A 1,132-nucleotide genomic window follows, 5' to 3' on the forward strand; every position below is an offset into this window, starting at 1 on the left:
GACCGACACCTCGACCTGGTGCCGGTCAAGCAGAGCTTTGCTCACAACGCGGTCCCGTGGTTGCCCCCGCTTGTGTGACACGCGGATTCGGCGGAGCATACGAAAAGGCATGAGGGGACCGGCTTCAAACCCGCATCAGGGCGGGGCATCCGTCGCGCGAAGCGCGTGCTGGGATCTGTCCCTTCTGGGCCGGCTTTCAGATCGAGTTCACGGAGGTGCCTCGGGGACCTCGTCAGGTCTTCCACCGACTCCTTCGAAAGCCTGGGACTCCACAGCCGCAGCTCGACTCGGTCGCCGACTCGACGCCATGGTCATGCGCACGGGACGAGTTCGAGGGCTGCAGGTCATGAATAGGCTGCAGGAGTGTGGCCTTTTGCTGACGACCGAGCGTTCTGGGTGTGGGCGCTGGATCCCGATGCGGTGTTGATGGAGCAGGATGAGGATCTCCTGCTACACGACCCTGCGGGGCTACCGTTCCTGGTAAGCGCTGCTGAGAACGCCGACTGTCCCAAGCAGAGCTACTGTGCCGCAGTCCTGCATGACTACTCCCGCCGGATAGTGGGTTGGCAGCGCGCACAGGACTACGCCGCGTTGCGAGCTGCTGCCGCGCAAGCGTCGGCCAGCCGGGATATGCGGATGCGATGGTGGTCGGACTATGTAACCCGGTTGTTCTCGTACCTCAGCGATGCCCGGCCCGTGAACAGAACCGAGGCCGAACAGATGGCGACAGACCTGTTGACCGGCCCCGCCGACAGGCTGGTGATACAGATCGCACCAGGCGAAAAACACTGGCAGTGTGCTGAATCCGGCCGCTACTCGACATACCTCTACATCGAGCGGAAGACCGGTGAGTTTCGGATGGTGCGGGCGAGTCCATTGTTCAGGCAGGAACTTAGGAAGTTGCATCGATAACGGTCCTGACCGCAGTCTTCCGACACCGAGTTGTGTCGGAAGACTTGGCGAATGCCCGTTCATCACCATTAACCAGTGGCACCGGGTAGCCCGCACCGGTCACGCTGGCGAAGCATGCCAGGCGATCGGCAGCTGAGCATCGATCGGCGCCGGGTAGCGTGTGGCCAATGATCGAGGCTGTCGTGTTCGATGTCGGGGAAACGCTCGTGGATGAGACGCG

At 62.4% G+C, this 1,132-nt stretch carries 1 protein-coding gene; it reads left to right on the forward strand.

The annotated features are described in order from the left end of the window. Positions 1–363 precede the first annotated feature (363 nt). Positions 364–912, forward strand: coding sequence for a hypothetical protein (locus tag ACIRS4_RS38235; protein ID WP_404204883.1), 549 nt, complete (start codon positions 364–366; stop codon positions 910–912). Positions 913–1,132 lie beyond the last annotated feature (220 nt).

This window comes from Streptomyces sp. NPDC101166 (assembly GCF_044768125.1).
GTDB lineage: Bacteria > Actinomycetota > Actinomycetes > Streptomycetales > Streptomycetaceae > Streptomyces.